This window comes from Haladaptatus marinus, from assembly GCF_051194195.1.
Window position 1 is genome coordinate 440,807 of sequence record NZ_JBLZNK010000004.1, and the last position, 25,781, is coordinate 466,587.

General features: G+C 48.7%; 19 protein-coding genes. 14 read left to right on the forward strand and 5 right to left on the reverse strand.

Going from position 1 to position 25,781, the window contains the following annotated elements; all coding sequences use genetic code 11:
* The first annotated feature begins 460 nt into the window (after nucleotides 1–460).
* From ACN2TU_RS15990 to ACN2TU_RS16005, 4 genes are all read left to right on the forward strand, one after another.
* On the forward strand, nucleotides 461–1,981 hold the full coding sequence (locus ACN2TU_RS15990) for an aldehyde dehydrogenase family protein (protein WP_435156734.1): 1,521 nt from the start codon (nucleotides 461–463) through the stop codon (nucleotides 1,979–1,981).
* Between the two features lie 83 nt (nucleotides 1,982–2,064).
* Complete coding sequence (locus tag ACN2TU_RS15995) at nucleotides 2,065–2,286, forward strand: hypothetical protein (protein ID WP_435156736.1); 222 nt, start codon at nucleotides 2,065–2,067, stop codon at nucleotides 2,284–2,286.
* Between the two features lie 193 nt (nucleotides 2,287–2,479).
* A complete protein-coding gene (locus tag ACN2TU_RS16000) occupies nucleotides 2,480–2,698 on the forward strand; it encodes a hypothetical protein (RefSeq protein ID WP_435156738.1) in 219 nt (72 codons plus the stop codon).
* Nucleotides 2,699–4,977: 2,279 nt separating this feature from the next.
* Nucleotides 4,978–5,853, forward strand: a complete 876-nt coding sequence (locus tag ACN2TU_RS16005) for a DUF502 domain-containing protein (protein ID WP_435156740.1) — start codon at nucleotides 4,978–4,980, stop codon at nucleotides 5,851–5,853.
* A gap of 567 nt (nucleotides 5,854–6,420) precedes the next feature.
* Here the strand turns inward: ACN2TU_RS16005 and ACN2TU_RS16010 are convergent.
* Both ACN2TU_RS16010 and ACN2TU_RS16015 read right to left on the reverse strand, forming a co-directional pair.
* Nucleotides 6,421–6,912, reverse strand: a complete 492-nt coding sequence (locus ACN2TU_RS16010) for a metal-dependent hydrolase (protein WP_435157054.1) — start codon at nucleotides 6,910–6,912, stop codon at nucleotides 6,421–6,423.
* The gene (locus ACN2TU_RS16015; RefSeq protein ID WP_435156741.1) at nucleotides 6,912–7,448 is read right to left on the reverse strand and encodes an OB-like fold-containing membrane protein; all 537 of its coding nucleotides are present in this window, start codon (nucleotides 7,446–7,448) and stop codon (nucleotides 6,912–6,914) included. Before ACN2TU_RS16015 ends, ACN2TU_RS16010 begins: the two co-directional genes overlap by 1 nt.
* 127 nt (nucleotides 7,449–7,575) lie before the next feature.
* Here ACN2TU_RS16015 and ACN2TU_RS16020 point away from each other — a divergent pair, with 127 nt between their 5' ends.
* From ACN2TU_RS16020 to ACN2TU_RS16045, 6 genes are all read left to right on the forward strand, one after another.
* Nucleotides 7,576–8,652: a DUF1616 domain-containing protein gene (locus tag ACN2TU_RS16020; RefSeq protein ID WP_435156742.1), complete on the forward strand. Its 1,077-nt coding sequence runs from the start codon at nucleotides 7,576–7,578 to the stop codon at nucleotides 8,650–8,652.
* A gap of 4 nt (nucleotides 8,653–8,656) precedes the next feature.
* Entirely contained in the window at nucleotides 8,657–11,671 is a 3,015-nt protein-coding gene (locus tag ACN2TU_RS16025) for an FtsX-like permease family protein (protein ID WP_435156744.1), read from the forward strand.
* Nucleotides 11,664–13,316, forward strand: a complete 1,653-nt coding sequence (locus ACN2TU_RS16030) for a sodium/phosphate symporter (protein ID WP_435156745.1) — start codon at nucleotides 11,664–11,666, stop codon at nucleotides 13,314–13,316. The genes ACN2TU_RS16025 and ACN2TU_RS16030 overlap by 8 nt, the downstream gene beginning before the upstream one ends.
* A gap of 422 nt (nucleotides 13,317–13,738) precedes the next feature.
* A complete protein-coding gene (locus tag ACN2TU_RS16035) occupies nucleotides 13,739–14,962 on the forward strand; it encodes a glycosyltransferase family 2 protein (RefSeq protein WP_435156746.1) in 1,224 nt (407 codons plus the stop codon).
* 155 nt (nucleotides 14,963–15,117) lie between these two features.
* Nucleotides 15,118–15,255 carry a ribbon-helix-helix protein, CopG family gene (locus ACN2TU_RS16040; protein WP_435156748.1) on the forward strand — a complete coding sequence of 46 codons (138 nt, stop codon included), beginning with the start codon at nucleotides 15,118–15,120 and terminating at the stop codon, nucleotides 15,253–15,255.
* 146 nt (nucleotides 15,256–15,401) lie between these two features.
* Nucleotides 15,402–15,785: a hypothetical protein gene (locus ACN2TU_RS16045; protein ID WP_435156749.1), complete on the forward strand. Its 384-nt coding sequence runs from the start codon at nucleotides 15,402–15,404 to the stop codon at nucleotides 15,783–15,785.
* 221 nt (nucleotides 15,786–16,006) lie between these two features.
* On the opposite strand, the gene ACN2TU_RS16050 is transcribed toward ACN2TU_RS16045, so the two are convergent.
* Nucleotides 16,007–17,524 carry a flippase gene (locus tag ACN2TU_RS16050; protein ID WP_435156750.1) on the reverse strand — a complete coding sequence of 506 codons (1,518 nt, stop codon included), beginning with the start codon at nucleotides 17,522–17,524 and terminating at the stop codon, nucleotides 16,007–16,009.
* Nucleotides 17,525–17,527: 3 nt separating this feature from the next.
* Nucleotides 17,528–18,841, reverse strand: a complete 1,314-nt coding sequence (locus tag ACN2TU_RS16055) for a sulfatase-like hydrolase/transferase (protein ID WP_435156751.1) — start codon at nucleotides 18,839–18,841, stop codon at nucleotides 17,528–17,530.
* Nucleotides 18,842–18,933: 92 nt separating this feature from the next.
* Here ACN2TU_RS16055 and ACN2TU_RS16060 point away from each other — a divergent pair, with 92 nt between their 5' ends.
* The 3 genes from ACN2TU_RS16060 to ACN2TU_RS16070 all read left to right on the forward strand — a co-directional run bounded on the left by ACN2TU_RS16060 (nucleotide 18,934) and on the right by ACN2TU_RS16070 (nucleotide 22,474).
* Nucleotides 18,934–19,638, forward strand: coding sequence for a glycosyltransferase family 2 protein (locus ACN2TU_RS16060; RefSeq protein ID WP_435156752.1), 705 nt, complete (start codon nucleotides 18,934–18,936; stop codon nucleotides 19,636–19,638).
* Nucleotides 19,639–19,762: 124 nt separating this feature from the next.
* A complete protein-coding gene (locus ACN2TU_RS16065; RefSeq protein WP_435156753.1) occupies nucleotides 19,763–21,223 on the forward strand; it encodes a hypothetical protein in 1,461 nt (486 codons plus the stop codon).
* 87 nt (nucleotides 21,224–21,310) lie between these two features.
* Nucleotides 21,311–22,474, forward strand: a complete 1,164-nt coding sequence (locus ACN2TU_RS16070; protein ID WP_435156754.1) for a glycosyltransferase family 4 protein — start codon at nucleotides 21,311–21,313, stop codon at nucleotides 22,472–22,474.
* Here the strand turns inward: ACN2TU_RS16070 and ACN2TU_RS16075 are convergent.
* A complete protein-coding gene (locus tag ACN2TU_RS16075) occupies nucleotides 22,448–23,602 on the reverse strand; it encodes a glycosyltransferase family 4 protein (protein ID WP_435156756.1) in 1,155 nt (384 codons plus the stop codon). The genes ACN2TU_RS16070 and ACN2TU_RS16075 overlap by 27 nt on opposite strands.
* Nucleotides 23,603–23,755: 153 nt before the next feature.
* Here ACN2TU_RS16075 and ACN2TU_RS16080 point away from each other — a divergent pair, with 153 nt between their 5' ends.
* Nucleotides 23,756–25,168, forward strand: coding sequence for a sulfatase (locus tag ACN2TU_RS16080; RefSeq protein WP_435156757.1), 1,413 nt, complete (start codon nucleotides 23,756–23,758; stop codon nucleotides 25,166–25,168).
* The last annotated feature ends 613 nt before the right edge of the window (nucleotides 25,169–25,781 follow it).

Consider the following 25,781-nt stretch of genomic DNA (forward strand, 5'->3'; position numbering starts at 1 on the left):
AACCGTTCTCATTGGCTCGCGGAACAGCATTTCGTGGGGATTTTCATGTTCTTTGTTACTAATGCTCATCGTACTTTCTAGACCGATTCCGGCAATAAGACTTCTATCGGTGAGAGAATCGCAACGACGAATCGCAGTCGACATCGCGGACGCAATGATACTGACGTAGTTCGTGCGTAATTCTAACGATTGGAGAGGCGAAGCTGGGAGACTGATTTCTGATGAACAGTGATGATGACAGGCCGATCGGAACGAGACAGTCGGAAAACGAGTTAGAAAGAAAGTTCTTCCACATGCAGAGCGTACACACACCACATTAACAAACCAAACGAAACACGCGATGGCAGTTCGACAATCGGAAATATGTCGAATCGTGTCGGAAACACCCGCTGACCGGTTCGTCGAATGCCATCTCACTGAAAAGGGAGGCGACCGAGCGACGACGGAACGGGGGATACGAATGGCAGACACGACATTTACGGGGACACTTGAACAGAATCACGCGCAGGCAATCGAACAAGCCATGGACGGACTGGCCATCGATGCGTGGATAGATGGCCAATCCGTTTCGGCACGGAGCGGCGAACGTTTCGAAACGTTCGACCCCGCGGTCAAAGAACCGATAACGTCCGTCGCTCGATGTGAAGAGTCCGACATCGACAGAGCAGTGACGGCCGCACGTGCAGCCTTCGAACGGGAATGGCGAACCACCACGCCGCAGGACCGCGCGGCGATAATTCACGAGTGGATGGCGACGTTGCGTGACCACCTCGACGAACTCGCCTTGCTCGAAAGTCTCGATACCGGAAAACCGCTCGCGAACGCGCGAGAAGAAACCGAAGACGCGATTTCGTTCTTCGAGTACTACGTCTCGGTAGCGCAGGCACACGAAGGCGCAAACCTGCCGACCGGCGACCATGCGCACACCTACACACGTATCGAACCGTACGGGGTTGCCGGACTGATTCTTCCGTGGAACTTTCCGCTCCTGTTGACGGGGTGGAAAGTCGGTGCGGCACTCGCGGCTGGCAACACGGTCGTATGCAAACCGTCCGAGGAGGCACCGCTGTCGATTACTCGCATTGCACAGCTCTCAGCAGGAATTCTGCCTGACGGCGTGTTCAACGTCGTCAATGGCTATGGAGAGGAAGCCGGTGCGCCGCTCACAACCCATGCCGATGTGGATAAACTGTCCTTCACCGGGTCGGTTCCCGTCGGACAGTTGGTGATGAAAGCCGCAGCAGATAATGTCACGCCGGTCACGTTGGAGTTGGGTGGGAAGTCGCCGTTCATCGTCTTCCCGGATGCCGACATTGAGGCTGCCGCGGAGACGACCGCGATGGGCATCTACTACAACACTGGTCAGACATGTGACGCGTGCTCGCGGATTCTTGTCCACGAATCGGTTCACGACGAGTTCGTCGCAGCATTCGAGGACGCAGCCGCGGCGTACCAACCCGGCGACCCGCTCGTTGAAGGAACCGAGATGGGGCCGCTTTCGTTCCAAGCGCAACACGAAAAGGTCTCGAAATACGTCTCCCTCGGCACGGAAGAAGGCGCGCGAGTGATTGCTGGCGGTGAACCACCGTTGGACAACGAACTCGCCGACGGTTGGTTCTTCGAGCCGACGATATTCGACGGCGTGGATAACACTATGCGAATCGCACAGGACGAAATTTTCGGGCCGGTGCAGTGTATCATCACGTTTTCGGACTACGAGGAAGCAATCGAACTGGCGAACGACGTTGATTACGGGCTTGCCTCGGGCGTTGCGACCGGTGACATGTCGCTCGCACATCGAGCGGCCGCCGACATCCAAGCCGGAAGCGTCTGGATAAACGAGTACTTCGGCGGCGGCGCGGGCGCCCCCTTCGGCGGGTACAAGTACTCCGGATTCGGCCGGGAATGTGCGAAAGAGACGCTCGACGAATACACCCACACGAAGGCGGTCGGCCTGTCGTTGGACGAGACAGATCTCTGACTACACAGAATGGATGAAAATCACAGGGTTCTACACTTTCTTGCTCCTGGGGTGGCAGAGCGCGGCGCAACTCGGTCTACGCGGTGACGTTCGTCGGAGTCATCTGGATTGCAGTCCTCACCACCATTTGCGTGGTTGGAATCGAGCTCTCGGCGTGGACGCAGTTCCTCTTGCTGGGCATGGAAATCGTTACGCTCGCTGTCTTCGCTGCCGTCGCGCTCTTGGAGGTATACACCGGGTTCAGTAGCACTGGATCTATCACGCCGTCGTTGTCGTGGCTCAATCCGTTCGCCATTCAGGATTAGAGCGCCCTGAACTCCGGACTAATCCTCGCCATCTTCATCTACTGGGGTTAATGAGAAGAATGAGAACAGCGACCGAAGGCCAGGAGTGGCCGCGCTGGTCAGCACAGTCATATTACTCGCCATCTACGTCATCGTCGCTATCGCTGCACAAGCCTATGGTGGTGTGCCGTTTCTCGTCGCCAATTAGGAAGACGTGCTGAGTTCGCTGAGTACGCAGGTTCTCGGCTCGCCGTTCGATAAGATTCTCATCCTCTCAGTACTCATCTCCACGGCCGCCTCGACGCAGACTACCATCCTGCCGACGGCGCGAACGACTCTCTCGATGGCGCGTCAAGAGGCCATCCTCGTTGGACTCGGAAAGGTTCGTATTCGATTCCACTTGGCGAACGGAGGGGCACTCAGAATGTCTTGATCCAACACTTGGTGGGGCAGCTATCTATTCCAACGTCGAAGCAAGTGTGGATACAGGATTCTATCATTTCAATATAGTCTATAATGACACAACTCAACGGATGGTTATATGAAGTCACTCTCAACAAGACCGGATGATTTAGGTCGGATCTAATGAAGTGCTACATTCCTGGCACATGTTCGGTTGCCAACTCACTGTTTTAATGATCGCTTGTTCTTCCTGACACCGTGGACAGAATTCCTTCGCACTATTCATTCTGACCACTGCTTTGGATTCTAATATATTAAGTGATTTTGAGTCAATACGGTAATATATTTAATGGGAATGTTTATTTATTGCAAGTAACATTGTCAATCGCGGAATGTCCATTAAAATTTTTAGAAAATGCGTGAACATCTTTCTGTCCCCCGAAGGTGCTGGTGGAACGTTTGCGAATAGATGCCGAATGATTACCGGGTGTTGAATGTGGACATTCAAAGGTATTGTCCACTGGAAATCGAACTGACTATCAACAGTATTCAGAAAAAACAAGACAAAATTCACATCGAAAATGGCTGCAACAGTGTATGAGACGAGTGCCTTGGAGTGTGTTTTCCGGCAGTTCAAACGGATTCGAGGCGCAAGCCCACTTCAGTCGCGGGGAGATGACACAGAGCGAGCCAAGTCCACGGAGCACAATGTAGTCAATCTCTTCTTCCGTGTGTCGCATTTCAAAGTCGTTGGGTTCATCTTCGATGCTCACTTGGGCTCTCGACCCGGTCAGATTCTGGTAGGGGGGAGGGCCTGCTGTATCTGAACCGTTGTCCGTTTGCATCTCCGCGAGGAAGACGGGCAAAGTTCCGTACGCTTGCTCGAATCTGATGGAATACCAGCTGACGTTTACACTGGAAACACGGTGTGTTTTGAAAATTTTCCGTGAATGCGTCGCCCTCTGTCCTGAATTAATTGGGACGTAGCTGATAGCTTCGGTCTTGTGTCTGCCACCATCAGTAAACGCAGGTGAGTGAGCATGAGTATCTGTGACACTTGAGAGTTACCTGCGTTGTCGGGTTTTTGATTTTTGATTGTCCAATGCGTGGTAGTGTCCCCGACAAAATAGCCTATGACATCCAGTGACATGTGCTGAGGGGCTCTGTGATTAGCCTCATCGCATGAATGAGTGACAAAACGTGGAGAGTTAGTAGGTTCTTCCGTAACCACGTTTTTGTCGAGCGATGATCTCCTTTCTACATTACCCGACAATTTTCAACATGGGACGAACCACCATGGTAATTTTGGTAGTGGCAAGTGGTGGATCTCGGAATTAGGAAGGGGAGTGGATGGGATGTTTGTAATAGTGGACACACTATTACGAGCTTTGTCGGAGCTGGGGCGTGATAACTCGAAACACAATTTTCCGCCGGTTATGGAATTGTAGGCGAGAAATCCTCGCCCTTGAGGGAGGGGAGGATGTCAACGGATTCGACTCATAGTATTAAGCACTTCACTTCTTGTGCCAATTCTGCTATTATCGAGTCCAGTCTACTTGAGTGGCTCACGCCAGTCCCCGCTAATCCACGACCGTGCATCAGAAAACTGTCCTTCGAACATGAGAAGGGTGGTAATCAGCACGACAACAATTGGCACTAACGAGAATGTGACCGTCTTTAGAACGATTTTTTCAATTGGGCCATGATATCCGATGTTGTCATTCATGTAACTGATCCATGCTCGTACCTTGGTAAATGCTTTGTGTATGAATCGCACTTTCATCAGCCACATGATGGATATCGACTGATTTTCAGAAGGATTGTACATTCCCTTGAGCAAGACGACACAACGCTTGTAGCAGGGAATGGTCTGTCGAAGGTGATCGCCAGTGATTGGTTGACCTTCGTGAACACCTTCGACATTTTATCTTGTGCTGGGGGTAATTTAAATAAACTGGCTGCATGAGCAAGGTTCTGTGTATGGTGCATGACAATGCTATAAATTGCCCTAAATTCATCAATCGCCTTCGAACGAAAATGGTCCACTCGTCATCGGGCACACTGAGGAGTCAACCGACCTCTCGAGAGAGGCACTGCATTCATCGAACACACACGGACGGTTACGGAGATTATTGGAGATAGTCCCGTCCTTTAGGGCAGGGAGGATGTCAAACACTTCCTACTGAACATTCAGGCAAAGCATGACTGATTGTAGCCTCTTCGATTCAACTGTTTTGGCCTAAACACTTTCAAGGCTCCTTGTTGTTACAAGAGTATGACATTCCTTCCAGATTCTAGAGGGGATATTCCATGAATGAAAAGGTAGCACACCAAAGTGCTAAGAAGATCATCCGCCGATCACTCATCAGTGGCGTCGCTATTGCGATTCCTCTTATTGTCACATTTGTGATTATTGGATTTGTGCTCAACTTCATCTCGAATACTCTGAACCCAGTCGTGTTTATCGTGAAAAGCGTTCCCGGAGTCTCACCAGGAACAAATGAGTTGCTCGTGAAGGTCATCACGATCGGACTGCTCGGTGGAACCCTCTTTGTGCTGGGTTTCGTCGCCGAATACCGCTCCGGAAATGGTCGCTTTGGCACACAATTCAATCATTTCATGTCGTCGATTCCTGGTCTTGGCTCAGTCTACACAAGCTTCAATGAGATGAGCGAACTGCTTCTTGATTCGGATTCAGAGAGTTTCAAAGAAGTCAAGCTCGTAGAATATCCGGCGGATGGATCGTACGCCGTCGCATTCAAGACTGCGGAGACGGCCAATACAGTCAAACAGGCAACGGGCCATACCGAGATGGTTTCGTTGTTTTTACCGATGGCTCCGAATCCTGTCATGGGTGGGTTCGTTATCCATGTCGGAAAAGACCGTGTCGTCGATGTCGATATGACCGTTGAAGAAGGAATTCGATCGATCGTCACCAGTGGTGTCGCATTCGGGGAAAAACGGACACACGCTCTCTCGGCAGACCGACTGCAACAACTTAGCCAGAATGTCCCGGTAGACGCAACTAAACCGTCTCCAGCAATGCAAATGGATGAAACCAACCGCGTGGCGTCTTATGAAGCGGCAATGTCTCCAGAACACCTTGAGACACCGACTGATCTCGTCGAGCATTCCGATAGCACGAGAGACAATTACTCGTCACCGACCGGGCACTCGACAGATTAAGTGATTTTAGAAACGGGGTTGAGCGAGGACGGATCTAGGTGATGGCGCCAGATCCAATAGCCGAATTATTGTCTTGTCAGAGGCATCCTCGCTACACTGAACGACATGGTATCTCATGATAAATGCTTTGTGGCGGCGGTAGTAATTAACCAATTATCTGCGGGGGATACAATCCAAATTCCGTATCTATGATGAGTGGTGCACTGTTCGGATTCTACTTTCTTGGTACTGCACCTGTGCCGTCATATCACCGTCTCTCCCGATGAAAATGTGACGTTTGTGACTGGCGTTACACTCTATGGAGGTGGACAAGGTATCCAGCAGGGAGGGAGTCCAGTAATCACCGACGGTTTCGAAACCTAATTCGAATATTGACGACACTTGCACTCGTTCACGGCGGAGGAAGAAAGCGAATGACACGATTGCCTGCCAACAAGCAATACGCTTCTATCATCTTCTAACTGAAGGCTGAGTATGCAGTGAAACTCTGCAATGAGTGGGTTTTCTCTTCAGAGAACCACGAAACCAGTTCGCTAGTCGAATCCATTGCTCGATATGCTACGAAAGTCACCTCTGTAATCGACCTTTCGTGAGATTGTGAATCACGACCGCCGCAATAGCGGCAACAATCATTGGTTCGGCTTGGGTGCTCAGGTACAGCCCCGGTGTCGGGGGGTGATACTGTGTGAGCGGCCACAACATCGCATACGAGTGCCCGGATGGGTTTTGGAGGAGGCCATCGGCGAACAGGTGTGAGAGCGCACCGACGCTCAAGAGGGCAAAGGTTCGTCTTTGTTCGCGCGGTGCGACGACCGTCACACCGATGAGAATTGCGATGGTAGCACCACCAACGGTATGGAGTGCGTTCCAATCAAACGGAATCCCTAATAGCTGTTCGACAGTTCCACTGCTGATTACGAGCTTGATTTTCGTCAAATCGGGGATAAATGCGCCTGCCATCGCAACTGTCGCATAGGCGGGTGAAATCCAATCGTAGCGCCAGGACAGGAGGAGTGCAATCGAGTATGCGATGAAGGCATGAGCGAGGAGATCCGGCATTAGTCGTTCCTCCATTGGTGAATATGTGATTGGATGCGGTCGACTACATTCGGCTGGAGGGGTGTTGTGCGGCGTCTGAGCGTCCAATCGGTCAGATCGAAATGCCAGTATCGAATGATACGCCAAAGCATCCACAGACCAGCGAGGAATGATATCGAATACGTATACACGTGTCCGAATGGGGGAACTGCAAAGGCGTTGATAGCCTGAATCGTGTGGCCTGGAGCAGCTCGTCCATACACACGCAAATTGTCGCCTTTGTTTGCTTCGACTGTGAGGTCGGTGATGATCAACCGAATCTGCTCGTTGGCACCGTATTCAGCGCTGATCGTCATCGGTTCGGTATCGACGACCGTGCCCCCGACTGTGACTTTCGTCCCAAGATAGCGATCATAGTCTGTAGCAAGGTGTTCTTCGCTCGGATAGACACCTAGTCCGGGGGCTGGAGTGAGTGTTCCGTACCAGACGGCGAGTCCGAAGAGGAGGACTCCGAGGACGAAGAGGACACCAACGCGACGCCAAATCGATCTGGACATTCCCTAGTATTGGTATCGAAGGGCAGACACCTTGCCAGTTTCTGCTTGTAGCGATAGAATATTTGGTCAATCAGTTATAATTATACTCCGGGAGACTTTTATTGGGGAACTTCCCAGAAAGAAGTGAATGTCTCGTGATGTCGATCCGTGGTTACTCCTCCCCGACCCAGTTCGGCGTCTGCCCGCGGATCTCGTTTTTATCATCTGTTTCGTCATCGCGACGTGTGTTGTCGTGCTTGTGCCGGGACTCAACGACACGCCGATTCGTGCCGTTCTCGGCCTTCCGTTCGTCTTGTTTCCACCGGGCTATGCGTTCATTGCAGCGCTGTTCCCGGAAGCCGGTGGCTTCGAGGAGAGTGACCGGCAAGGAGACGCATCGGAAACCGATGGTCGCTTCTCGCGATTCAACGAAGGAATCGACGGCTTGGAACGGGTTGCACTCTCGTTCGGGACGAGCATCGCCATCGTCCCGCTTATCGGACTCGTTCTGAACTTCACGCCATGGGGAATCCGACTCGTTCCCGTCCTCCTGAGCATCAGCGGGTTTACGCTGCTCATGACGGTGATTGCAGCCGTTCGTCGGTGGAACCTCCCCGAAGATGAGCGGTTTTCAGTTCCGTACAAGCAGTGGAGTGGCGATGCGCGTTCCGAACTGTTCGAACCCGACACGCGGGCGGATGCCGCGTTGAACGTCGTCCTCGTGGTGAGTGTGGTGCTCGCTTCGGCGAGCGTTGGGTATGCTGTGTTAGTTCCCAACCAGGGCGAATCGTTCTCGGAGTTCTATCTGCTGACCGAGAACGACGACGGCGAGTTGGTAGCAGATGGTTATCCGACGAATTTCACCCAGGGAGAACGCAAACCAGTCATCGTCGGAATCGAGAACCACGAACACGAGCGGACGAACTACTCGGCGGTCGTATTACTCCAAAACGTTACAACGCGGAATAACTCGACGGTCGTCAACGACGAACAGCAATTACAACGATTCCAGACGACACTTGGGCAAAACGAGACGTGGCGGACGACGCACAACATTACAGCAACGATGACCGGCACTCGGCTGCGTCTCATATATCTCCTGTACAAAGGCGACGTGCCACGGAATCCGACGGCGGACAACGCGTATCGCGAACTCCATCTCTGGGTGAACGTCACTGCGAATGGATCGTCGCCAGCGCAGGTGACTGCGGCGCCGACGAGGTGACCAAGTGGGGTACCGTCGTGCGCTATTGACGCGATGGTCTCGCCGCGATAAGTTGGCCGTGGTGGTCATCGCCGTGACGGTCGGGTTTTTGACGGGCACAACGCTCGTCGTGACTGCTGTCAGTACCCAAACAACGACTATTGCAGAAGAATACAATACCGATGGTACTGCTGTCTATTACGAGTCAGTCACAACGGCACGGCAAAATGCGGGCGAAACATCACTCGTTGTCCCGATAGCTGAGGTCACCTTGCCGAATGGCGACACGCGATATGTCGCAGGCGTATCGAACCAAGGAGGCCAGGTGTTCAAAACGCGACCTGAGGGGTCGATTCCACGCCCGCCTGAATCCGGCGTAACCAGCGGGACGAGGTCGAAATCGGGATCGATCCGCCTCAGTGGTCAGAACACGCAACTGACCGTCGATGTTACGCCACGCCCGTCGAATCACCAGCTCGTTCCCTCGGAGTGGTTCGTCGCACAGCCTGACCTGGTGACGCGATTGGGGACATCTGGAGCGTTCGTCATCACGCCCCCGAGCGAGCAATCAGCAACCGGGATACCCGATCGAGGTGTCACACTGCGATCGGCACTGGCGTTTTTCCTCACGGGGACACGACAACTGCTGACGGTTTTGGCAGTGACTGCTATCGGTGGGGCGACTTTGGTTGGTGTGACGGTCTATAGCGTCACGAAGATGACCGTCCGCGATCGTCTGCAGGCGATTCGTGTGCTGCGCTCGACCGGCTGTCGTCCGCTCACAGTCTTGCAGTTGTTCGCATTGCGAGCTGGTATCTTGACCAGTGTCGGTATCGGCGTCGGGTACACGATCGGTGTGATTTTACCACATCTCGCAGTCAACGTTGCTGTCTTTGCTGGCCTCCCGACGTCGCTTACTGTCCATGTCTCGCATCTCGTATTGCGTGTGCTCCTTCCCGTCTACGGTGGAACGGTTCTTGTCGGCCTCGGTGCTGGTGTGGTTGCCGCATGGCCGACCGTCAGCGCGCCACCGTCTCGACTCAGTGGGTCGTTCGCGCGGAAGCGGCCATCACAGACTGAAAAAGTGGGCGTCCTTCGTCGCCTTCTCAGCTTGCGATTGCTTGATTGGCGTGCGCTCGGTCCGAGCACTGCAACGCTTACGGTGTTCGTCACGGTCGTTCTCCTCGTTACGTCGATCGGGGGCGTCATGACACCGCTCATGACTGCAGAGGGAACGACCATCACGGAGCCAGGGGCGAAACATCCCGTCGCGAGTAACGTCCCTGCGCAATACGCCGACGCGCTTCGTGCACAGGGGACTCCCGCAAGTGCAGAAATCCTCCTCTTTACGGTTCGCGATGGACGACCCGTCGTTGCCCGCGGTGCGAACTACTCTACCTTCGCAGCGGTTACAAATGCGACCATCGAGCGTGGTCGTCGGCCGAACGACTCGAGTGAAGCTGTCGTCGGCGTGGATCTCGCTCGAACGACCGATATCGAGATCAGCGACCAAATCACGCTGGGTGGGAGCACGAAATCTAGAATCGCTAGAGTCCGTGTTGTTGGCACGTACAGTGCACCAGGGTTGTATGATGACCAGCTTCTCGTTTCACTTCCCGTTGGTCGACATCTTACGGGAAAGTCCAACAACTCTGTACACATCATTCGCACGCCAAAACAGTTCGACCGAACCACATCAGCGAACGGTATCGAGATTATCGACGTTGCCGAACCGAGTCGCGTCACTGCCAACTCGAATGTCTCAGTCGAGGTATTCCTCCGAAATTTCGGATCTGAGACAAGAACTCGAGACGTTTCGGTGCAGTTCGGAAACGCTTCGAAGACTGTTTCCATGACGCTCGATCCGAATGCACAACGATCGGAGACCGTCCGTCTTCAGGTATCACAGCCAGGGAATGCGACGCTTCGAGTCGGCGAGCACACACAAGAGATCGTGGTCATGCCGGAGAATGCAATACAGGTTCGAGGGCTTCCGATAGAAGCACCACCGAACAGCGAGCCTCGCATCATCGTCTCGACGATGGATGGTGACCCAATTGCGAATGCGACCGTTCGCGTTACCAATACCACTGTTCGAACCGGGCAAAATGGGACAGTGCGACTTCCACTCGACTCGACGGGTTCGCACACTGTTCACGTTGCAGCAAGAAATCGAAGTCTCTCGAAGATGGTTCGAGTCACGCAGTCGGCGCGGCGAACGCTGATGGGGGGTGTTCAAATCCGTCCGACCAATCCGAGTCTCTTGTCTCAAACTGCGGCGCACGTTCGACTATACAATCCCTGGAATCAAACGCTCTCCCGGCATGTTCGACTTTCCGGTAGCGTCGGGAACGAGGGGCGGACAGTCTCGGTCGCCGCTGGAGAGACGACGACTACGATGTATAATATCGGGAGGCAAGCTCCCGGCTCGTACTCCGTCACTCTGATGTCGGATGGTCGTCGATTGGCAACGACATCGTATTCGGTCAGTGGTAATGACCGACTCGTCGCTGCGTACGCCAACAGCGGAAATAGTGGTGGTAAAACTGGCATCGCACGAGCACTGAACACCGCGTTCGGAAACTTGCAGGTGTTGTTGGCCGTCCTCGTCACGCTCGCGGGAACGATGACTGTGGGGAGTACGACGGCGGTGTTCGCACAGGCTGTGCACGCCCGACGACAGGCGGTTGGAGTGTATCGTGCCACGGGCGCATCACCGATGCGTGTACTTCGGTTGATCGTTGCAGATGCACTTACCGTCGGTCTCGTCGCGGTTGGAAGTGCGTTGATTCTTGGGTTCGTCGGGATGTCACTGCTCTCCGTGTTGGATTATCTGGTCGTGTACGGCGTTCGCATCACGCCGACTCTGTCGCCAACTGTGGTGCTCGGCAGTCTCGTCGGTGGTCTCACTATCATACTCTTGAGTGCGGTCTTCGTCGCTGGCTCTTTGATTGTTCGGCAGCCGACGACGTTAGTTAGAAATGATGCCGTCTCGAATAGAAGTCATACGATGATGCCTGACGGTGGTTCTGATGAGTGATCGGCGCTCGTTTGCGTTGGTCGGTCTCGCCGTCTTCCTTGTCGCGGTCGCGATGCGAACGATTCCACTGTATTGGAGCTACCTCCCGTTCAATCTCGATGGGTTTCAGTTCGCCGCACCTGCCAGATACGCATTGCAGCATGGTCATCTTCCGAGTTTTGCATCTTATTTCCAGCCGGACAAATACAGTTTCTCGGTGTTGCTTACTATTGTGAGCCAACTAACCGGAGTATCACCACTTCGAATTGCACAGCCATTAATCGCGGTCATCGGAGCAGTGCCGTGTCTAGTGGCTGTGTCGCTGGTGCGTCGTATCGGAACCCAGCGTGGCTGGCATGTTTCACAAGCACGACTCGCTGCTGCTGTTGCTGGGCTGGTCCTGGCCGTGGAGGGAATCTATCTTGGTCGGTCTGCTGCCGTCACGAGTGAAGGGGCCGGCATCGTCTTTGTGGCACTTCTGGCGGTGGTGTTTTATCGTGCGCTACGGACAGGCCGCTCTTCCTGGATGCTTCTGTCGTTCGTGTTCGTTTTCTTGCTCCCGTTGACGCACGTTCTTGCCACGATCGAAGGTGCATTGGTGGTTACGGCGTTGCTCGCGCTCTCCATGCGCCGATTCCAGACACGTGCACTTCGCTTCGGTGTGCTTCTCGTTGCTGTGTTTTGGGTCTATCTCGGCGGGTATTATTCGATTCTGGAGATGGGAGAAATGGGACGGGTGACGTCGGCACCTGGATTGTTCGTTGCGTGGTTGCTCGTGCTTGTGATGCTCAGTGTATGGGTTCCCACGGCGAGCCCGAGACTGCAACGTGGTCTCCCCTTTGGACTCTTATTTGTCGGGTGTACGATTTTCGCCGCGAATTTTTTTGTACCTGTGTTTCCCGGGACAGCCGCAACTCCCTCATTGGTGTTGCTATTGACGGCACCTGTTACGGTTATCGGTATATTTGCATCTTGGGGGACGCCTTTCATCACGAATCTCGACACGGATGGTGAGGTCGTGGTGGCATTGTTGTTCGGCCCCCTCGTGCTAATCGGATTTGCTCTCACTGGTGGCCTGACATTCGAGTATCAAGGTATTGTTGTAAGAGGGCAGATATTTGTGCATCTGGCTGCCGTAGTACTTGCTGCTCTTGCAGCTGTATCACTCGGGTATCGATCTGTGAGCGGGATTCGGTTCAGTGGGAACTTTCAATCCGTTCTTGTTCCTCTCTTGGTTCTCAGTGCCATCGTGAGTACTCCATTGGCGTTCCTTGGATTGCACGCGACCCCCGCTCAGCCGTTGACAACACCGGACGAGTTTGAGGCGACTACATTCGCGACAACGCACGCTTCAGAACGCTGGATCAGCGATGGCCATATCTCACGACTCGCATCGTACTACTACCCGACACGGACGAATGTAACATATCGTCCGGTGTATCAGTGGCTCTACGGCAATGAACGACCGCCGCAGTGTTTGACTCTCTCGCAGGAATCGTGGACGACAACCGGGGCGCAACTGTTCCCTGCCGCACCAGCACAAATTGACAATGAACGATACAACGGCTGGATTGCGTCACATCATGTTATTTATACAACTGGTGGCGCCGATCCGATCGTGATTTCTCGGCCAGAGGCCCCTGTATCGGGACTCTGCCAAGAATAACCGAAACGACATTTCGCTAACCATCTATTCACGTATTCTATTATTAAATATAATGATCTTAATTATGTCGAACAGAAAGCTTATACCTTATCGGTCAAATAACAATAATTGAGTTAGTATCAGCGTTAGGGATATTCGGACGGAAATATATCCAAGCTGATCTTGTAGCGGAAAACGATTCAGGGAGATCAAATGAGCTACTTGCAAACTAATGCAGAGTGATTTCAAAAATGTCACGTTATCCAAAACCAGCACGTGCAGCAGCAATCAAGTGTATCGAGTGCAACGCGCCCGTCACCAAGACGGTCGATGGGTCGTTCGCCTGCGTCGGATGTGGTGATTCTCCCATCACACCGAGTGAAACGACGCGTCGAGAACAAAAACCAGCACTAGCAGATGATTGAGACTACAGGGGGACGCTAATGGAGACACGAGAAATTCACGACGATGGCATAAAAACGGACGAACAGTATACAGAACACGATAGCGGCGATGGTGATGGCTTACTTCTTGGAGCAGACAGCGACGTCACTCCCACGCTGAGCGTTATTATGCCGACGCTCAATGAGGAAGGTGGCATCGGCGAGTGTATCGAGATGGTCAAGCGCGGGATCAGCAAAATCGGCGTGACGACCGAGATCATCATCAGCGACAGTTCGAGTGACCGTACCCCAGAGATTGCTCGTGAAATGGGTGCGATCGTCGTCACACCCGACGAACCGGGGTATGGATACGCCTATCGCTATGCGTTTGCACACGCTCGAGGCGATTACATCGCGATCGGTGATGCGGACACGACATACGACTTCGAAGACCTGCCTCGGTTGTTGGACAAGGTTAACGATGGTGAGGCAGACATGGTGATGGGCAGTCGACTAGAGGGTGACATCAGGCCCGGATCGATGCCAAAGCTGCACCAGTACATCGGCAATCCGATGCTGACGAAGTTCCTGAACGTCTTCTACGGGGCTGGGGTGAGTGACGCCCACAGTGGATTTCGTGTAATTGACCGTGATGCACTTGATGAGTTGGATTTGAAGACCAATGGCATGGAGTTCGCGAGTGAGATGATTATGGAGGCCGGGGCACAGGATATGACCATTGAGGAAGTGCCCATCACGTACCACGAACGCGAAGGTGAGGCAACCCTCGACAGTTTCGAGGATGGCTGGCGACACGTGAAGTTCATGCTCGTCAATGCTCCGGGGTATCTGTTTTCTTTACCAGCGATGGTATTGTCCGGTCTTGGATTAATTGTGATGACACTCGCCTACTTTGGGATTGCAGTTGGTGGGGTCAGTGTCGGCCTGCACTCGATGATTGCCGGTAGTTTGCTGGCGATCGGTGGCTTTCAAATCGGAAGTCTCGGTGTGTTCGCAACCGTTGCCGGAAATCCAATCAAGCAGTCACAGCAGCCCGTGATGGGATGGTTATTGAAGCGACTGCAGCTTGAGCACGCAGCGACGCTTGGGTTACTGGTGTTCGCTGGTGGTGCGACATACGCTACGTACCTCGTGATACAGTGGGTGAGTAGTGGCTTCGTTGAGTTGCCGTTGTTGATGGACGATATTGTAGCGTTCACGGCGATCGTCCTCGGTATACAGACGGTGTTCTCGTCGTTCTTTATGAGTACGATTGCGGAGTAGTACAACCGTCCGTTCGTTATTTATTCTATTTTTCTCGCGGTTCTGTGGTGCCATGACCGTCGTTTTCAAGAATTGAGCTGGTCAGTCAACTGTCTGACGTACATATTTCTGTCTTCCCTACAGTTGTCTTCTACATGAACTCTGCAGGCCTAGATATGCCGACGGTCACGATCGAACTTACCGACGAGGAACTCGAACAGATCGACGACATCGCGTTTGCTGATCATCGTGACAATCGCGACGCGGCGATACGCACCCTCCTTGACGAGTGGCTGAAAGATAAGGACGACTAGAGTCCGTCGCAGGTTTCGACCACGTAGTTCCAATCTATAGATCCCGGGCTGTGCATTCGCGAGACGTCTCTAGTCTCCACGTCGGTTGCTCCGCTGTCACATTGAGGCAGAGTATAATTATCCGATTGGCTGTCGAAGAACTACTTATGCTTGAACGACTTCTCGTGGCGTTCGGGTTGATCGAGATTTTCGCCCCGGACAAGCTCGTCGAACGGTCAGAATCGGTCGCGTTCGAGAACATGGGGGACTGCACGCTGAAGTCGTGGGCTCTGTCGGCTGTTCGTGTGGAGGGCGTCACGTTCGTCGTGCTTGGCCTTCGAGGGCGTTCGTCGACGTTTAGACGATGGCTCGGTCTGTTGGGTCTCCCCGCACTCTTGATGCCGAGACAGTATCTCGCGTTTAGTACGAACATCGCGTACGAGAACGCTGCCGAGTGTGAGTGGAAGCCGTGGGTCGTTCCGCTGACGCGTTTGCTAGGATTGGTGTACGTGCTAATCTCACTTCGGGAGGTCGGTAGTCGGTCGGAATGAGCGAAACGGTGATGCAGTAACCGACTCGGAAGTGTACCGTCTAATAGTGGGTGACTCAACGGCAAAGACTTGTTTTGCTACTCCAATGAGGCGAATAAAGTTCTATGAAGAGGGCTAGCTTCAGAGTGCGTTTCGATAGATGGGTGCGACTCGTGCAGTGATGTTATCCCAATCGAATTTCACGGCTTGTTCAGTTGGCGACTGCGCTGGACACTAATCAATTATTCTTTGGGTATACAGTCCCTCACATACGGGATTGTGAATGGGACATTTTCTTCAATGAGCAAAATCGGAATTTTGTCTTCAGGTTGAAGACCACCTACAATTGCTACAGTTATTAGGGATACAATCCCCAATATAGGTAAAACCAGTATCACAAACAAACTTGGCAATTGGATAATTCTTGATAAAATGGCTACTGGAGGAAGGACTAGTACTGGAAGGGAAATAAACGTCCTTATGGAATATTTTGAGAAAGGTGATACTCCAAACTTGGTACTCAAGACGACGTAGACAAACAAATTTAGCAGTAGAAATGAGAGCGCGGATGATATAGATGCTCCTAAATACCCAAACTCCGGAATTAGATATAAATTCAATAACATATTGACGACAAATGCTAGCGTATTTGCATACATTATATATTTTGTATATCCGAAGGCTGAGATCGTCTCCCTATTCCTGCCAGCAGCCGCACTACTAAAGAAACCTATAGAAAGAATTGATAATGATAGTGCTGCACCTGAATAACCCGAGCCCCAAAATAATTGAAGAATATCGTCCGAGAACAGCACAAAGACAGCGAAAGCAGGAAAAGTGATTATAAAAATCCATTTTGTTGTTAGTTCATAGATTGCTTCGGTCTCGTCTCGTTTACCTTTCGCATCGAGACGTGAAGCTAATGGAAGATAGAGAAAACCAAATGACGATAGTACTAGTTGGAGACCTGCTGCAATAGGATACGCTGCACTATAGAGTCCCACCTCAGTGGATGAACGGAAGTAGCCGATCATGATGGTATCTGTACGTGTTAGTAAGATTGACATCATCATCGAAACAGTGAGTGGAGCAGAAAAAATAACGAGTTCTCGAAAATGCCATTCAACTGATCCCTTGAGGGACATGAGTCGATTCAATAAGTAGATTGCGGCAATACTTGCCATCATTGCACCTCCGAAATAAGCAAAGGCAGGAGATATTATTCCTATACCAACAAAAAGTAAACTTCCTAAAAGTCCAATTCGTGAGAGTGGATAGAGTAAGTCCTGAGAATACGTTCTAAATATAGTATTTTCTTCCCCACGTATTGCGCTAACAGTGATCTTGAGTAGGGTTAGAAGAGGAATGGATAATACAAAGATTTTGAGAATAGGTGTGAACTCTGAACTCCCAAGAAGACGTGCTGATATCTTTTCTGCAAATAGCAATAGGCTCCCAGTAGTAGCGACTGAAAGTGCCCCCGCAAATGCCAAGCCGCTAGCCCAGACGCCTCTTTTTTTTGAAATCATTTCGAACCGAGACATATACCTAGGGATTCCTTGTGTTAGTCCAAACATCGATCCAGTGGAGGCGAGTGTTACAATAGCAATACACACGCTCACTACGCCGTAATCAGACGGACCGAGAGCACGTCCGATGATAACTCTTTCAATTAGTCCAGAGACCGAGCTCAGAATAGTACCAAAGAGAACGAGAGTTGCACTAGACAGTAGTGTTTCTATATCTTCAGCGTCGGGCATGGTTTATGCGTAACCGAGATCTTTCAGTTGTTTTTTCACATTGTCAGATACTTCAGATTCTTGGACATCTTGAACGTCTTTCTGGTCAAGTTGTGTTTTAAGAGTCTTAATTTTCTCTTTAGCGTCTTCTATACTCAGTTTCTCAGTCGTTTTGATTCCCTCTCTGTGTGTTTCATAGCCGTATTCTCCACTCTCTGTTACAATTCCGTCAAGTGATGGGTTGTGTTCTTCAAAGGTTTCTTCCGAAATACCTGCTCTCGCGAACTGCTCCCGATGCCAAGAAAGGAGACCCTTGTATTCAGTGAGAAGTTCTTTTCTATCAAAGGATTCTAAAATATTTCGGCCCCTTGATTTCACTTCAGCTCCACTGAGGTCACAAACTGTTTGGTGAACATCGAGTATATTGACAGCATCACTTATTTTCTCGTTCTCAATTTCATCTCCAGAGATAACAAGTGGAATGTGAGTGAGCTCAGGATATAGTCCGTAACTATGGTTCCACATTCCATACTCACCAAGCATTTCGCCGTGATCAGAGAGGGTTACTATATAGTCAAATTGCTTACTGAGTTCATTGAAGATATCTTTGTATATGGTTGAAAGATAAGAGCATGAGTCAAAATATGCTTGTCGTATCTCGTCCGCGTTGTTTACACTGTCTGAAAATGCATCTGCAGCAACCACATCAACAGGAACATCACAGTCAGTATATGATTTAGGTGGATTGTAGGGGGTATGAGCATCCATTAGGTTGATGCACAGAAATTGATCGCCATCATAATTGGTTTGTCGAACCCGTTCCCGTATATTTTTTGCACCTTTTTTTCTGGCACTAAAAGTGGCTTTAATTCCTGATATTATGGATTTAAATGTATTTTTTTCCGAATTAACACAATACTTAACAGCATCAAGATATCTTCTCGGCCCTTCAGTATCATTCTTTGCAAAATATTGCTGCCAATCAACAAGATTCTCACTTCCTGGACGTAGTTGGGAGGGTCCGAAGGATGCATCAAAACCACGATCCCAACCTGGCCACATATAGATATGTGGATTTGCTGAAATCAATGATGTCGAATATCCCGCTGATCTGAACGTCTCTGCAATGGTTTCTTCTTCACAGGTTAGCCACACAGAGGTTCCGTGAACACCAACCTCACTGGGGTACTTACCAGTATAAAGTGATGCATGAGCAGGGACAGTCCAATGAGATGTTGAGTATGCGTTTGAGTACCACTTTCCATCTAACCATTCAAAATTATCTTCAAATAAGTCATACCTAAGAGTATCTAATACGACAATGGCAACGCTGTTCATCCGTTAATATCTTGCCGATAGATTAATTTGTATTTGTCGGTTCAATGCATCAATCAGTACGTATTTGACTGTCCATTGTATACTCCCATGCAATGATTGAATCGTTCCATTCGACAATTTTATCGGTTGAAATGTATCAAAGGTCAGAGAACCCGGATCTCTCTGTGGTTATTCCTACGATTCCAGATAGCGAACATCATTCTGTTGTTATTGAATTGTCAAAACAGAAGTTCGAAGGTCAGTTTGAAATTATCGTCGTGAATGATGATACAATTGATGCGTGTGAAGCGCGAAATATTGGACTCAATGTTGCTAACGCAGACATCGTCGCTTTCACTGACGATGATTGTATTCCTAAAAATGATTGGATTAATAATATTTACGATATAATGGAAGATGATAGTATTATTTGTGCTGAAGGGAAGGTGACCGGTTCGCTCAACTATTCTGGCAAGAGAGGCTATCTAACCTCGAATCTTGCAGTTGACCGTTCAGAAGCACTCGCTGTTGGTGGATTCAGAAGTGAGTATTTCCGGTGGAGAGAAGACACGGAATTTGGATGGAGAATGGAACGAGATGGAGACGGTTCCTGCCTCTATTCAGAACGAATTGTCGTCCAACACCCAACGCGCCCGCGCGCCGAATATATCCACAAGAATGAAAAACTATTGCGGGAGGAATATCCAAATCGTTATAAAGAAATTCTCGGTGTATCGATCCGTAACCGAGTATTCCGGTTTACACAGCGAAGTGGATTGTTTGGATTATATAAGAAATTAACCTACCATGATAAATAAGACGAGTCGGTTAGATAGGTCGGTTTTATATGATTGGAGACTTGTCACATCTCTGTCGATTTTATTAGCTGTCATTCCGATTATTTCAATATCGATTTTCTCTCCTACCGACTACTATCGCGATGTGTTCTTTTATGCTGATGATTATATTATAAAAAAAATTATAGAAAACGGTCGGATTAGTGCACAGTTTAGCCAATTAAACCGGGTTGATCTTGTACTTAGAAACTGGGGTAAGATAAAGACACGCGAGAATCTTCCCATTCTCCCTATTTTTCTCTCAGAGTTATCTATTATTTCTGGTCTTCAAGCAAACATCTTTTATATCTTTTTCCCAGGTTATTTATTCATTTGGGGCTCTTATTTTATCCTTTTCAGGAAGATAGTCACTCAAGGAAAACTAGCATTTCTCCTCGCTGGGTTGGGGAGTATTGCTCCAAATATTCCAGTAAATTATACGATGAACGTCACTTCTGTTGCTAACGGAATTATAATTCTATCTACATTTCTTCTCTACCGAGCATTTGAAAATCGTGAAAAATCATCAAGACCAATACACGAACTTATTGTACTCTGCTTGTTTCTCTGTATACTGTTTTTTTGGTATCCTCCGAACTTTGGTCTTGTTTTAGGTCTTGTTGTAGTTCTACTATTTATCTCATTGATGATCAAAAATAGATTGTATGTTTCTCTTCTCCTTCCGATAGTAGTAGGCGGATTAATAGCTATGCAAATATTCGAAATTCCGCTCGGTAGCTATGTCTTCTATATCCGAACAAGCACTGTTAGATTACTCGAACTAAAATTATCTCTACCCACATCCGGTCAGAGTTCTCCTTTGCCAACCGCAATTTCACCTTCTTATTACAGTCTTATTCCTCTCGTTTTTATGATTCCACTTGGTGGATATGGCGGACTGCTTGCCTTAAAAAAGGCAGTACTAACACTTCGAGGACGCGACTCAGACTCAACAGCAGTTATTGCTGTTGCTTGGGGTATTGCAATTTTATTTGTAGCTTTACTGTATCTATCCTCAGGCCACTCGTTTCTTATTGGACGACCATTCCAGCTTTCGGTACCTGTCATTATGATCGGTGTTGCTTTTGCTATCGATAGAATTTCTTATAGATACAAGAGAGTAACGTTAATCTTAATTTTTGCTCTTGTAATAACGTTCTCCTCCAGTTTTCACCTCCAAGCGACGGATATCAGAAATGACATCCAGACATACGGTCCTGGTGCCGATGCGTCTGGTGAATGGATAAATACCTACGCTAGTGGCCTCCTACTTTCTGATGTAGGATCTGGTGCACCGAGTGTGGGCAGTGGGTATGTAAAAATCATACACCCAGACACATATCATGATTTACAAGCAGTGTTCTACGCTGAACGCTACGGACAGTATGAAAAATATATATCTTCAAATAATATTTCTGGTACTATTTTATCAGAGCGTATGTATCGTGATGGAATTTTTGCGCTTGGATTGCCACAACAGAGTATCAACCAATCAGCTCTCCAGAAGAGGATTAATCGATCTAATTCTGTATACTCAAATGGACATTATTGGTATTTAAACGAATAGGGGAGTCAACCAGAAAAGACAAGCCACCTAATTCCAGATAATTAGTGTGTCGCCACTACAACACTCGAATATGGAATAAATGATATTATGAAAATTGTACTAGCTTCTCACTATTTCCACCCTCATATTGGTGGAATTGAATCAGTTGTTGAGTCTCATGCAACACACCTTACAAAACGCGGTCATGATGTTACGGTTATCAGTAGCAATGTAAGTGCCGACTCTAAGTATTCACGACGCGATGGATACATGATATATAGGTACGATGCTTGGAACCCTGCAGAAAATTTTGGCATTCCCTATCCCATACCTAATCCTGTTAAAAAAAGACAAAAAATTAAACAGATTCTCAGTGATCCGGAGCTTGACGTCGTTCATGTTCATGGAATGAATTATATCACTACGGCTATGATTTTGCGGTATACTCCTTCTAATGTTCCAGTTGTAATGCATCAACATACACCCTTTGTGGAGTATTCGTTTCCTCTCCAATTAATAGAACTAACTAATGATAAAACAATTGGACGTTGGAACCTGCGTCAAGCTGATCTTGTGCTCTGTGTGAGCCAAGACATCGAAAAGTATGTGAATAAATTAGAGAAAAAAGCTGACACTAAAATCTTGAATAATGGAGTCAATACGGCACATTTCCATCCAAATCGTGCTGAGGGAGTGAATAAGTTCGATTGCGGCCCAGACACGCCAGTCTTTTTCACCCTCTCAAGGATGTCACAGAAAAAGGGGATGGATATTTTATTAAAGGCTGCTAAAAAGATAGATCAAGAAAATATTGACGCCCATTTCGCTGTGGCAGGGGATGGTCCGATGCGCGAGAAAATTGAACACACTGCCCAAAGAGTCGGTAATATGGATGTCCTTGGGAGAATATCCGACGAAGAACTTGCAGAGTATTACGCAGCTGCCGACGTTTTTCTGTTCACTTCAAAGAGTGGAGAAGCATTTCCTACCTTGACGATGATGGAAGCTTATGCGTCGGGAACCCCCGTAATTGCTTCCAAACTTTCTGAGAATACAATTGGAGTCGAAAACACGACAAATAGTATTTTGACTGACCCAGGTAATCCAAAGATGCTGAAAGAAGCAATTATAGAACTAGCCACGGCAAAAAACCGTCTCTCACAGATGAGTAATAACGCGCGAGAGAGTGCAGAACAGTATTTCTCAATAGAATCGAAAATTGATAAGCTTGAGACACACTACAAATCAGTCATCGCCAGTAGAGACCAATAAAAAGAGCTTTTCGAGTTGATTAACGGACTCTTCCCAAGAGTGAAGTTCAGCCCATGAACGGGCCTGTTCTGCAAACTCACTACGTCGTTCACTTTCTATTAGTATGTGCTTGATTTTCGATGCGAACAATTCTGGATCAGAACCTTTGGCCAGCAATCCTGTTTCTCCGTCCCGGATTGAGTCTCTAAGTCCGTTCACGTCCGATCCAACTGCCGGAGTGCCACAAGCGTTCGCCTCGAGGACGGCAATACCCCACCCTTCCACTCGGCTAGGTGCAATAAATATCCAGGCAGATTGTAGTAGGTCGAGTTTTTTCTCCTCAGTAACAAATCCATGGTAATTAGCCTCATCGAATTCTTCACAGTATTTTTCAATTATTTCTTGAACTGGACCATCTCTCCCTGCGACATCGAGATGAACAGGAGAACGCATCTTCTCTTGTATAGCTTGGTGTATCTCGGGAATTCGATCTACTCCTTTATATCTTTCAAGTCCACCAACATATACTATACGCGGTTTATTTGATTCAGTACCGGGTTTGTATTTCTTTAGGCTGAGTCCATTTCTAATCTCGTAAACCGTATTTGGATCGTGTCCTCGAGAGATCAATTCTTCCGTTGTACTTGGGCTCACACTCACTGTCGGGTTGTTACGTTCCTGGAAGACTCCAAACCATTGTGAGACAAAGCCTAGTATGTTTTGTGGAAATGGATGCGTGTCAAAAAACGAGTCAATGGCAATATGATGAAATATTGAGACGCGGGGATGACGAGTTAGCACTGGCCAGGGGAGAGGTGTGTTCACTGTATAAATTACGTCTGGAGAGATTCGATATAGGTGATAATAAAAATAGATAGATATTGTTATGTACGATATAACGACATCCCATGGGGCGGGAAATCGATCGTCAAATCCAATTCGTCGTATCGACACTGACTCGTCGTAGTCTGTCCGAGACTTGCCTTCATCGGAGCCAGTAAGAAGATGGACTTGGTGTCCTCTTTTTCCAAGACGTTTGAGGGTCTCTTCAAGATTGAGTTCGGATCCTCCTGCTTTTGAATGTTGCCAACTCCTTTTATTTAAAGCCAAGACACAAATTGACTCTGCATTGTTACTACTCTCCTCCATATTTAGTCGTTTGTTTGTAGACACTCTACCTCAAGTATGCCACTTTAACAATTATATTCTTTTGGAAGTTTTAGTGGAGTAAAGACGCGGGAAGATAAAAACAGAGAACCTATTAACCCTTTGAATCAAACGAGAGGTATATTGGTACTCAGTATGAGTAAGAACGTGGTTCTCGTCGTAATGGACACTGCCCGTGCTTCGGATACGCGATATATTCGAGAAGAACTTTCTGGATCGAGCTTGGAGAAACTCGCATCAGAAGGAACGGATTTCACACATGCGTATTCGAATGCTTCCTGGACTCTTCCCTCTCATACCTCATTATTCACTGGCACATATACCTCAAAACATGGGACTCATGCGGGACATAAATCGTACGATGGGCAGTTCGCTACTCTTGCTGAGGTCTTTTCAGAAAAGGGATATCAAACCGTCGGTATCACAAATAATGCTTGGGTAACTGATGAGTTTGGTTTATCGCGTGGTTTTGATCAATTCTACAAAGTTTGGCAGTACATCCAGACAGATACTGATTTAGGCGAAGTGAAACTCACATCCCATGGCACTGACCAGATGAAAAAAGGTATAGCAGCTTTTCTTAATGGGAACATTCTAGCAAATCTGGTGAATACTGTCTATGGCCAATTCTTCTATCGCCGTTCAGATTATGGCGCAAAGCGTACTAATTCCATTGTTCGAGAATGGATAAGCGAACGAGATGACGAAAATCCATTTTTCCTCTTTATTAATTATCTTGAGCCGCATCTTGACTATCAACCGCCAAAAGAATTGGCTGAGAAGTTCTTACCAAAGCATGCTTCATACGAAGATGCAATCGCTATTCCACAAAAACCGTGGGAGTATGTTTCTGGTAACCTAGAGATGTCTGACAATGACTTTGAACTCTTACAGGGGCTCTATCGAGCTGAGATAGCATACCTAGACCAGCAAATTGGTGAATTGAGGACAATTTTCGAAGATTATAATGAGTGGGAAGATACTATATTCGTCGTTGTCGGAGATCATGGCGAGAATATCGGAGATCACGGTTTGATGGATCATCAGTACTCTCTTCACGATACACTCCTTCATGTTCCGCTTATTATCCAAGGAGGCAGTTTCAATAGGGGTGGTAAGTCCGATAGTTTGGTTCAGACACTAGATCTGTTCCCATCACTCCTAGACGCCATCAATGCACGTATACCATCCTATTCACAGGGAGTTTCAATCCATCCAAACAGGGCAACACCAACTCGAAGGCATGTGTTTGCTGAGTATCTATGTCCTCAACCGGCAATCGACAGACTGAGTGAGAAGACTGATACTCCACGAAAGAACTTAGAGAGACTTGATAAGAAACTAAGAGCAGTTCGAACGAAAGAACACAAACTAGTTCGCGACTCTGATCACAATAATATCTCTGTTTCAGATCCGACAATTACTGGGAAACTTGATTCAGAACTTGATGCATGGCTAGAATCGTTTGATCAAGCATCAACGGATGAGTCTATTGAGATGAGTGAAAGCACTAAACAGAAACTTGAAGATTTAGGATATTTACAGTAGTCTACTCCTGACCATTTCCGTAAATAGGCACTGTCTAGATGTGTCCCACAGGAATTCCTCCGTTTAATGCTTGATGCGCAACTTGTAGCGTTTGCACTCTTAAAATCTATGTCTAAAGGCTAGATAACTGTTAACCTAACTTATATCGTAACGGTCGCTTGGCACTTTGAGCATATGAAACCACGTCGAAACGTGGTTTCAATGGGTGAAGTCAAACTGGCCACCCGATATAATTCGAGAAAGGATAGTTAGGTCGCGAAGACGTCTACGTGAGTCCATTTTCCTCGGAGAGCCGTTGTAAGAAAAATGGGACGAGATCAGCTCCATGGCATCTGAATAGCTTAATTCCTTGTAGTATGGTCGTCCCGATACTAAGCACCGCGTACGCGAAGTAACAAGTGTCATCTATCAGTCAGTGTTTTGATCGGCAGCGACACGGCAATTCAACTAGGTCTTGACATTGTTGGCTAGTTTCTCTTGTCATGCCTGGTTGCTTGATACTACCAATCTACATTGAACAAGATGATAATTTCTCCTATTTTTTAAAGTAATAATATGTCCTTATGGAGCCGATACGCGAACTCCCTGATGAGATCGCCGTTCTTCCCTACCA

Coding starts and splice junctions, on each gene's coding strand:
- ACN2TU_RS15990 (WP_435156734.1), top strand. CDS start 461: ATGGCAGACACGACATTTACGGGGACACTTGAACAGAATCACGCGCAG.
- ACN2TU_RS16005 (WP_435156740.1), top strand. CDS start 4,978: ATGAATGAAAAGGTAGCACACCAAAGTGCTAAGAAGATCATCCGCCGA.
- ACN2TU_RS16010 (WP_435157054.1), bottom strand. CDS start 6,912: ATGCCGGATCTCCTCGCTCATGCCTTCATCGCATACTCGATTGCACTC.
- ACN2TU_RS16015 (WP_435156741.1), bottom strand. CDS start 7,448: ATGTCCAGATCGATTTGGCGTCGCGTTGGTGTCCTCTTCGTCCTCGGA.
- ACN2TU_RS16020 (WP_435156742.1), top strand. CDS start 7,576: ATGTCTCGTGATGTCGATCCGTGGTTACTCCTCCCCGACCCAGTTCGG.
- ACN2TU_RS16030 (WP_435156745.1), top strand. CDS start 11,664: ATGAGTGATCGGCGCTCGTTTGCGTTGGTCGGTCTCGCCGTCTTCCTT.
- ACN2TU_RS16035 (WP_435156746.1), top strand. CDS start 13,739: ATGGAGACACGAGAAATTCACGACGATGGCATAAAAACGGACGAACAG.
- ACN2TU_RS16040 (WP_435156748.1), top strand. CDS start 15,118: ATGCCGACGGTCACGATCGAACTTACCGACGAGGAACTCGAACAGATC.
- ACN2TU_RS16045 (WP_435156749.1), top strand. CDS start 15,402: ATGCTTGAACGACTTCTCGTGGCGTTCGGGTTGATCGAGATTTTCGCC.
- ACN2TU_RS16050 (WP_435156750.1), bottom strand. CDS start 17,524: ATGCCCGACGCTGAAGATATAGAAACACTACTGTCTAGTGCAACTCTC.
- ACN2TU_RS16055 (WP_435156751.1), bottom strand. CDS start 18,841: ATGAACAGCGTTGCCATTGTCGTATTAGATACTCTTAGGTATGACTTA.
- ACN2TU_RS16060 (WP_435156752.1), top strand. CDS start 18,934: ATGATTGAATCGTTCCATTCGACAATTTTATCGGTTGAAATGTATCAA.
- ACN2TU_RS16070 (WP_435156754.1), top strand. CDS start 21,311: ATGAAAATTGTACTAGCTTCTCACTATTTCCACCCTCATATTGGTGGA.
- ACN2TU_RS16075 (WP_435156756.1), bottom strand. CDS start 23,602: ATGGAGGAGAGTAGTAACAATGCAGAGTCAATTTGTGTCTTGGCTTTA.
- ACN2TU_RS16080 (WP_435156757.1), top strand. CDS start 23,756: ATGAGTAAGAACGTGGTTCTCGTCGTAATGGACACTGCCCGTGCTTCG.